We start from the raw sequence: 8,261 nt of genomic DNA, 5'->3' as shown, positions 1-8,261 counted from the left end.
TGGGCCTAGAATAAAAAGTGTACAGGTTAAATAGAGACTCTGATTTAGTATAATTAAGGAAGTAAATTGGAGGATCAAATAATGACGAAGCACAGTTATGACAAGGAATTTAAGGAACAGGCCGTTCAGTATTACTTAGATAACAAGGATCACATGACCATGAATGAAATAAGTAAGAATCTAGGTATTGGGGCTAGTACATTACATAAATGGATTAAGCTGTTTACTGAGACTGGGGAGTTTGGCCGTGGCTCTGGTAATTTTGCCAGCGATAAGGACAAGGAGATTGCACGACTAAAGCGTCAACTTCGTGACGCTGAAGGAGCGATCGAAGTGTTAAAAAAATCAATCGGGATTCTGAGCAAGTAACTACCGAAAAGGTATACCAAGAAATGGACGTTCAGCACGCTTTGGAATCCCACCCTTCCATCAATGGTATGTGTGATTATGTTGGAATCTCAAGAAGTGGTTACTATCAACGAGAAAAGCGTCATAATCACCAATCACCGCGAAAGCTTCGGAAGAAGTTTATTCAAGGTGAAATTAAAGCAATTTGGCTCAAAAGCCTTTGTATTTACGGTGCCGGCAAAATCACCCAAGAACTTCGCTCAAAAGGATATAAGATCGCTGAACGAACTGTTGGTAAGTATATGCGTGAACTTGACATTCACGCCGTTTACCTAACCCCTTGGACGACTACCACTCGCAATTCTAAGTTTGATAAACAGCTAATAAATATTTTAGACGAGCAGTTCAATCCATTGCGACCAAACGCCGTTTGGTGCATTGACACCACTTATATTCCAGTTCATGACGGATTCGTTTATTTAACCAGTATTATGGACTTGTACTCCCGACGGATCATTGGTTGGGACTTATCTGAAACCTTGGAGGTATCGAATGTCATCCCACTTATTGAAAAGACTAAGCACAGTCGCCATATTAGCAAGCCATTAATCATGCACAGTGATCGTGGTAGTCAGTTTACGTCTGAAGCTTACAATCAAGTTACAGCTAACATGACATTAAGCTATTCAAAGAAAGCTTATCCTTGGGATAATGCCTGCATTGAGTCGTTTCATGCCTTGATTAAGCGTGAATGGATAAATCGGTTTAAAATCCATTCATACTCCGAAGCTAAACGACTAGTTTTTCAGTACATTGAAACGTTTTACAACACAGTTAGAATTCACAGTCACTGTGGATTCAAATCACCAAAGCAACTTGAAGATGAGTATCAAACTCAAATTCAAAATTTAGTCGTGGCATAGGACAAAAAAGTCTCTATTTAAATTGTCTATTTTATTGACAGGGTACCAATCCCAAGAATTTTCAACTAATTAATCGAACAAATTTAGTTGCTTCTACACTTAAACGATCCAATAACAAATTCGGCATGATAGGTATTAGTTAGGCTAAAACGACTCAAAATTAGGTAGCACGACTTCACTTTCAAAGCCATCTTAATAAACCGTGTATATGTTCATGCGGAGGGTGCAATCGCTGCTCCAAAGACAGCAAAAAAGGATATCATTCCTTTGCAAGAGCAATATAAGCAATCACACCAACAAAATTGAACAAATTGATCAGACAATCCGAGTAGGCGCAAATCCCATTACTTATACTGCCGATGAACCTATAGAAAAGGCGCTTCGTCATAAAATGGTTCAGTACTGTAATCCTCCAAATGGCATAAATATTAAGACTAGTTTTCAAGAAAGGAAGCCGTAACGTGCGTTTATGGCATCAAGATTTAATTCAGCAACTCCCAAGACAACAATTATTGGGACAGCATCGTGAAATTGCGGCGCTTCGCGGTAATGGATGGGGACGGAAACACGCTACCGTTAATTACGTATTTGCGCATTCCCCATATAAATTATTTCAATTTCACTGTATTGTGTTACGTGAAATGGAAAAACGAGGTTATCATCCAGATCAGAAATGGTATGATCCTCTGTATCGAGGTCAACATTGCCCAGCATACAAACAACTCAATCCGGTTGCACTCACAATACCCATCTATCCTGAGCATGACCAACGATATAAACATGTTTGCTTAACCAATTTACAAAACAAGGGAATCTTTTTAAACCTTCCGTGATCCTAGTCTGCGATGTTCATCTTGGGACATAGGATTGACAAAATAGTATCTCAACAATATATTTACTAAAAGTAAATAAATAGCCAGTATTACGTTGATAGGAGAAAATCAAATGGTAAACCTTACAGAAGAAATGAAAAATATGTTAAAGAATCAGCTCCCCTTTCTAGCAACAACAGGAAAAGATGGCAAACCTCAAGTTGGTCCCAAGGGTTCACTACATGTCTTAGATGACTCACATTTAATCTACTTTGAGCACACCTTTAGGCAGGCCTATAATAATCTCTCGAACAACCATTTGGCGGCGGTTGCGGTTGCTGATAGAGGCGCTCAAAAGGGATTTCGCTTTGAGGGAACGGCTCATATTCATGAAGCAGATGACTTTGCTAATCAGATTCTAGATAAAACTAACATCTTTGATCGTTTCCCACGCGCTGGCGTGGTGGTCATTGATGTTGAACGAATCTATAAATTGGATAATACCTTAGAAGCTGGTATTCAAATCGCCTAGGGTTTTTAAAACAAATTCAACCGAGTAAGTCGAAGAACTTTTTATTGTCCAAACTCATACACAACGAGCAAGAACGATTGATATAACGGCTATTTTTGGTAAGACACTTTATGTTAAGCATTTCTTTAAGAACGTATTTCAGCTAAAAAATAATTGATACAAATACTAAAGTAACCGTCAGAAAAGAGAGGAGAAGATTAAATTGAAAAAAATTTCAATAATCGGAGCGGGAGTTGGTGGTTTAACTTCTGGAATTTATTTACAGAACAATGGGTATCAGGTCACTATTTATGAAAAAAACAGCCGTCCTGGTGGGAAAATGGATATTATAGAAGAATCCGGATTTAAATTTGACACCGGTCCAACAATCGTTATGATGCCCGACATTTATAAAAAGCCGTTTATAGATAGCGGAGTTGATTACAAAAATTATTTTAAAATGAAACGTATTAATCCGTTCATGGATGTTGTAACACACAACAAAAAAATTGCATTATCTTCTGATCTTGTGGATTTAGCAAAAGAATTTGAATCTTATGATGAGTCAGAGATGCTTGGATTTTTAAAATATTTAACAGATATATATAGTAAATATATAAATGCCAAAAATAATTTTATTTATAAAAGTTTTAGAGGTCCCAGTGACTTTTATAATATCAAAACACTTTGGAACGCTTACAAATTAAAAACCTTTTCGTCCTCGTTTGAAGCTATTCAAAAAAATATCAAAAATACAGATTTGCAATACTTAATGTCTTTTCAAACGCTATATATCGGTATTTCACCATTTAGTGGTCCTTCTATATATAATATTATTCCAATGATTGAACTAATCTATGGCGTTTGGTTTATAAAAGGTGGCATGTTTCAATATGCAAAAGCATTAGAAAAACGCTTTATAGAGTTAGGTGGAAAAATAGTTTACAATTCAACAGTAGAAAAGATTATTGTTGAAAATAATAAACATGTCAGTGGCTTGCTCATCAATAATACCTTAAAAGATTGTGATGCCGTAGTTGCGAACGCTGATTTTCCTTACACAATGACACATTTGTTGGATATGGACGATAACAAGAAAGGAAAATATCAAAAGAAAAATATTGAAAAAATGGATTATTCCATGTCATGCTTCTTATTGTACCTAGGCTTAGATAACAATTATGATCAACTGAATCTTCATACAATAAAAATGGCTAATAATTTTGAAACTAACGTTTACGACATTGATAACGGTATTTTACCTGATGATCCATCATTTTATATTTACAATCCTAGTGCAATTGATAATAGTTTTGCACCAAGTGGACAATCTGCTTTATACGTCTTAGTGCCAGTCTCTAATTTAAAGGAAAATAGCAGCTGGTCGGAAAATGATATTGATAAATTTACACATAAAATAATTCATAAAGTAGAAACGGAACTTAATTTAGATAATTTAAATGAACATATCGTTTTTAAAAAGGTTCATACGCCTAAGACATTTGAGACACATTATAACAGTTTCTACGGTGCAACTTTCGGACTAAAACCAACTTTAAAACAAAGTAATTATTTCCGCCCGCATAATAAGCATGCTAAAATAGATAACCTTTATTTTGCAGGTGCCAGTGTACATCCTGGTGCTGGAGTACCTATCGTTATTACTAGTGGAGAATTGACCGCGAAAGAAGTAATGAGGGACTTTTAAATGGTAACTATTCAAAAAATACCAAATAGCGTTCTTGAAATTTTTTCGAGTAGTCAAGCAGCAATTAAACAAAATTCATCATCATTTTATTTTGCTTTTTCAAAATTAGACAAAGATCAAGCTTATAGCATCTTTGTCATCTATGATTATTTACGTCAAATTGATGATGCTGCTGACAACCATGACAGAATAACATTTAATAAATTAATTTTTTGGTGGGAGACGGCTTGTAATACCAATAATATTGTAATTAACAAAACATCAAACATTGCTGATAAAGTAGCCTACGTTTTTAATCATTTCTCTATAGATCCCAACCTAATGACTGATATGATTGAAGGACAACTTCATGATCTCAATCATGTTGAAATTAACACACTATCAGAATTAGAAAATTACTGTTATCAAGTAGCAGGAACTGTAGGATGCATGGTTTTTTGTATACTTTCTAGAAACTCTATTGAAAACAATCGTAAGGCAGTAATAAACGTGGGAATAGCTCTTCAGTTAACTAATATTTTAAGAGATGTACATGAAGATGCTATGGCGGATAGATATTTCATTCCAAAGCAACTGCTATTAAAATATGATATCCAAAAACAAGTTTTGTTAGAGAGTAAACCTGATATTCAAACACAATCTTTGTTGCAATATTTAGCAAGATTAGCACTTTCCAAGTACGCCGAAACTGATGTGATTACTAATCAGATTTTAGATAGAAAAGGCAAAGTAGCATTAGAACTATCCATTAATGTCTACAAAAAGATCCTAACAAAATTAATGAAAAATAACTTCGTTGATTTATCAAAAAGAGTATATGTGACACCCCAAGAAAAATTACTATTACTATTAAAAACCTTTTCAAAACACATTAAGTGATATATTAATAATAAATAGAATTAATAACAGGAGATTATTATGTTTTTAGCTATTAAAGAGATGCTACATGAAAAATTGCGTTATAGCCTAATAGTGGCACTTATATTTTTAGTAAGTTATCTTTTGATTATTCTTACTGGTTTAGCCACTGGTTTAGCTAACCTAAACAAAGCGGCAATTAACGAGTGGGATGCTTCAAGTATTGTCTTAAATAGTGATTCTGAAGGACGTTTACAACAATCTTTTCTTTCACAGGATGAGGTTGCTAGTTTACCCAATAATGGAACCAGAATTTCACAGTATAGTACACTTGTAAAATCAGAAAATGGATTAAAAGAGAATACTCAATTAGTAGGTCTTGATTCCAAATCGTTCATATTTAAAAAATTGAAAATAACAAGTGGTAGTAAAAATATCCGAAACAATGCCGGCGTCGTATCGGATAAATTCAAAAGTGATGGATTCAAAATCGGTGACCACTTGTTAGTTGCTAATTCATCATTGAGGATTAAAATTACAGGTTTTACACCCAGGGCAACTTTAAGTGCTCTTCCCGTGGTTTATATTTCACCAGACACTATTCAACCACTGAATAAAGGTGTAACAAATGCTGTGGTATTCAAGAATAAGTTAAAGAATTCAAAAATACCAAAAGGGACCAATCAATTGAGCATTAGCTCATTTATTAAAAAATTACCTGGATATAGCGCACAACAACTCACATTCGACTTCATGATTGCTTTTTTGTATATTATTATTCTAATTGTTATTTCAATTTTCTTGTATATTCTGACTGTTCAAAAATTACCCAACTTAGGTGTCTTGAAGGCGCAAGGAGTCTCAACGCAATATCTTATTTTGAGTACGTTATTTCAATCATTTATTATTTCAGTTATTGGCGTTATTATAGCCATTATATTAGGTGAAATAACAGCTATTACGTTACCCAGCGAGGTACCCATTGTCATCGATAAAAGTAATATTATTGTAACTGGAATCGGTATTATTATTATGTCCTTGTTAGGTGCACTGATACCTATTCGTCAAATCGCCAAAGTTGATCCTTACAAAATTATTGGAGGTTAATTTCATGTCAAATCTAATTTTTGAATCGGTGACAAAAGTTTTTGGAGAAGGGAGTAGTAAGTACGTAGCGCTGGAAAATATTAATTTTAAAGCAGAAAGTGGTCAGCTTATTTTAGTTGTAGGGCCATCAGGATCAGGAAAAACTACATTTTTGACTATAGCCGGCGGGCTGCAGACACCAACTGAGGGTGACGTAAAAATAAATGACAGCACAATTAAAAGTTTATCCGAAAAACAGCAAACAAAATTAAGATTGGAAAAAATAGGATTTGTTTTACAATCTTATAACTTAGTTCCATTTTTAACGGTCGAAGAACAGTTTAAATTAGTAGATAAACTAAAAAAACAAAATTTAACTGAACAAAAAATGCATGAACTTCTATCTGATTTAGGACTTTTAGAACTCCTAAAAAAATATCCTAATCAACTTTCTGGTGGACAAAAGCAACGTGTGGCAATTGCTAGAGCATTATACACTGATCCTGACTATATCTTAGCGGATGAACCCACAGCCGCCTTAGATACGGATAGATCTATGAAAGTAATCGAGTTACTCAGAGATTTAGCACATAAGAGAAATAAAATTATTATTGTAGTTACTCATGACTTAAGGTTAAAAAATACGGCAGACAAAGTTTATCAGATAATTGATGGTAAGATGCAAATGATAAATTAGCTACTGTCTTAATTTTACTTGAAAACATATTGAATTTATGAATATCTAATACCACATCTAAATGCTCAGAAGTCAATAAATTGGACTATTTTTAGTCAGTTAATTAGACAACTGGAAATTGACGGTTCAGCACATTTTCTTGGATGTAGGTTTCTTGTTGCTCTCGTCGGTTATGTTTCTTGGCATGTACGGTTGTCCGCACGCTCTTCGCATTCATGACGTGAGTAATCAATGCGACCAACTTCCAGTAGCATCATTTTTAAGCATTTGTTATTTTACGCCTGTTTCAGGGCTTCTAATCTATTCTGATTATCTCATGTAAACCGGTTCAATGCACATCGAATTTCTTTCGGTATCTGATAAAGGTTGTCCGTTTAATCCCGGTATTACGGGCAACATCTACATCACTCATGCCCGTCTGGTAAAGTTTAAAAGCATGTAATAAACGGGGATCATCTTCGGCATATTGAGGTTTCCGACCATGATATTTACCCTGCTGTTTAGCGAGGGCAATCCCTTGTTGCTGCCGTTCAATGATCCGCTTACGTTCGCTTTCAGCTTGATATTTATACAGTTCAATAATGAGATTCGTCATGAGCTGGCGTAAATTAGGATCCGCAATCCCTGTCATGGACGGCAAGTTTAACACATCTAGGGTGGCCCCCTTATTTTGAATGGTGTTCATGATCTTAGTTAAGTCCTGGTGGTTTCGGCCTAAGCGATCTAATTCAGTGACCAGGACAATATCACCCTCGCGAACATAGGCGAGCATTTTTTGCAGTTCTGGTCGATTGGTGTTGGCCCCACTCAATTTATCTGTGAATAGCTTATCAACGCCCTTTAAAACAGCTAGCTGCCGATCTAAATGTTGTTCCTTGGAACTCACGCGAGCATAACCGATTTTAGCCATTGTCAGCACTTCCTTTTGGACAGTTCTAATGAACATTTTTAATGCCTAGCCTGGATTATTCATAGAATTTCAAAAAAGCAGCGCAATCCCACGATTCACACGGGACTGCGCTGCTTTGGTGTTTCACCCATTGGGTGCGCCTATATGCTAAGGTTGAGTCGATAAAAACCATCACGAAAGCGAGGCTTCACACCATCTCAACTTTAACCAGCTTATCCCTGCAATGCAATACCAATGTGACTGTGACCGCCGACGACGGTCAACTTTCAAATGACGCCGGGCTCGTTTTGTTCCAAGAGTTTCTTCATCGTATCAACTTTAGGCAACTTGCCAATCAGTGCCTCAAGTTACCAGACCAACGACGATTCTGGAAGGCCTCGATGATCGACATCTTCTTGGAAAAATTGT

9 protein-coding genes are annotated in these 8,261 nt (G+C 35.6%); 8 read left to right on the top strand and 1 reads right to left on the bottom strand.

Annotation, left to right across the window (positions count from 1 at the left end; all coding sequences use genetic code 11):
* Nucleotides 1-81 precede the first annotated feature (81 nt).
* The 8 genes from ACYVRB_RS13835 (at nt 82) to ACYVRB_RS13800 (ending at nt 6,943) form a co-directional block, all read left to right on the top strand.
* On the top strand, nt 82-369 hold the full coding sequence (locus ACYVRB_RS13835; RefSeq protein WP_003688751.1) for a transposase: 288 nt from the start codon (nt 82-84) through the stop codon (nt 367-369).
* A 23-nt stretch (nt 370-392) separates the two neighbouring features.
* Complete coding sequence (locus ACYVRB_RS13830; protein WP_024626250.1) at nt 393-1,271, top strand: IS3 family transposase; 879 nt, start codon at nt 393-395, stop codon at nt 1,269-1,271.
* A 461-nt stretch (nt 1,272-1,732) separates the two neighbouring features.
* Entirely contained in the window at nt 1,733-2,104 is a 372-nt protein-coding gene (locus ACYVRB_RS13825; RefSeq protein WP_003563277.1) for a TIGR02328 family protein, read from the top strand.
* Between the two features lie 112 nt (nt 2,105-2,216).
* A complete protein-coding gene (locus tag ACYVRB_RS13820) occupies nt 2,217-2,615 on the top strand; it encodes a pyridoxamine 5'-phosphate oxidase family protein (RefSeq protein WP_003563273.1) in 399 nt (132 codons plus the stop codon).
* Between the two features lie 202 nt (nt 2,616-2,817).
* Nucleotides 2,818-4,302, top strand: a complete 1,485-nt coding sequence (locus ACYVRB_RS13815) for a phytoene desaturase family protein (protein ID WP_461216021.1) — start codon at nt 2,818-2,820, stop codon at nt 4,300-4,302.
* Entirely contained in the window at nt 4,303-5,181 is an 879-nt protein-coding gene (locus ACYVRB_RS13810) for a phytoene/squalene synthase family protein (protein ID WP_461216020.1), read from the top strand.
* A gap of 39 nt (nt 5,182-5,220) precedes the next feature.
* Entirely contained in the window at nt 5,221-6,267 is a 1,047-nt protein-coding gene (locus ACYVRB_RS13805; protein WP_057707429.1) for an ABC transporter permease, read from the top strand.
* A gap of 4 nt (nt 6,268-6,271) precedes the next feature.
* Nucleotides 6,272-6,943 (top strand): ABC transporter ATP-binding protein, encoded by a 672-nt coding sequence (locus tag ACYVRB_RS13800; protein ID WP_034529257.1) that lies wholly within the window; start codon nt 6,272-6,274, stop codon nt 6,941-6,943.
* Nucleotides 6,944-7,271: 328 nt separating this feature from the next.
* On the opposite strand, the gene ACYVRB_RS13795 is transcribed toward ACYVRB_RS13800, so the two are convergent.
* Nucleotides 7,272-7,853: a recombinase family protein gene (locus tag ACYVRB_RS13795; protein WP_461216019.1), complete on the bottom strand. Its 582-nt coding sequence runs from the start codon at nt 7,851-7,853 to the stop codon at nt 7,272-7,274.
* Between the last annotated feature and the right edge of the window lie 408 nt (nt 7,854-8,261).

Source organism: Lacticaseibacillus boliensis (assembly GCF_054784775.1).
This window is presented reverse-complemented; position numbering and strand designations above follow the sequence as displayed.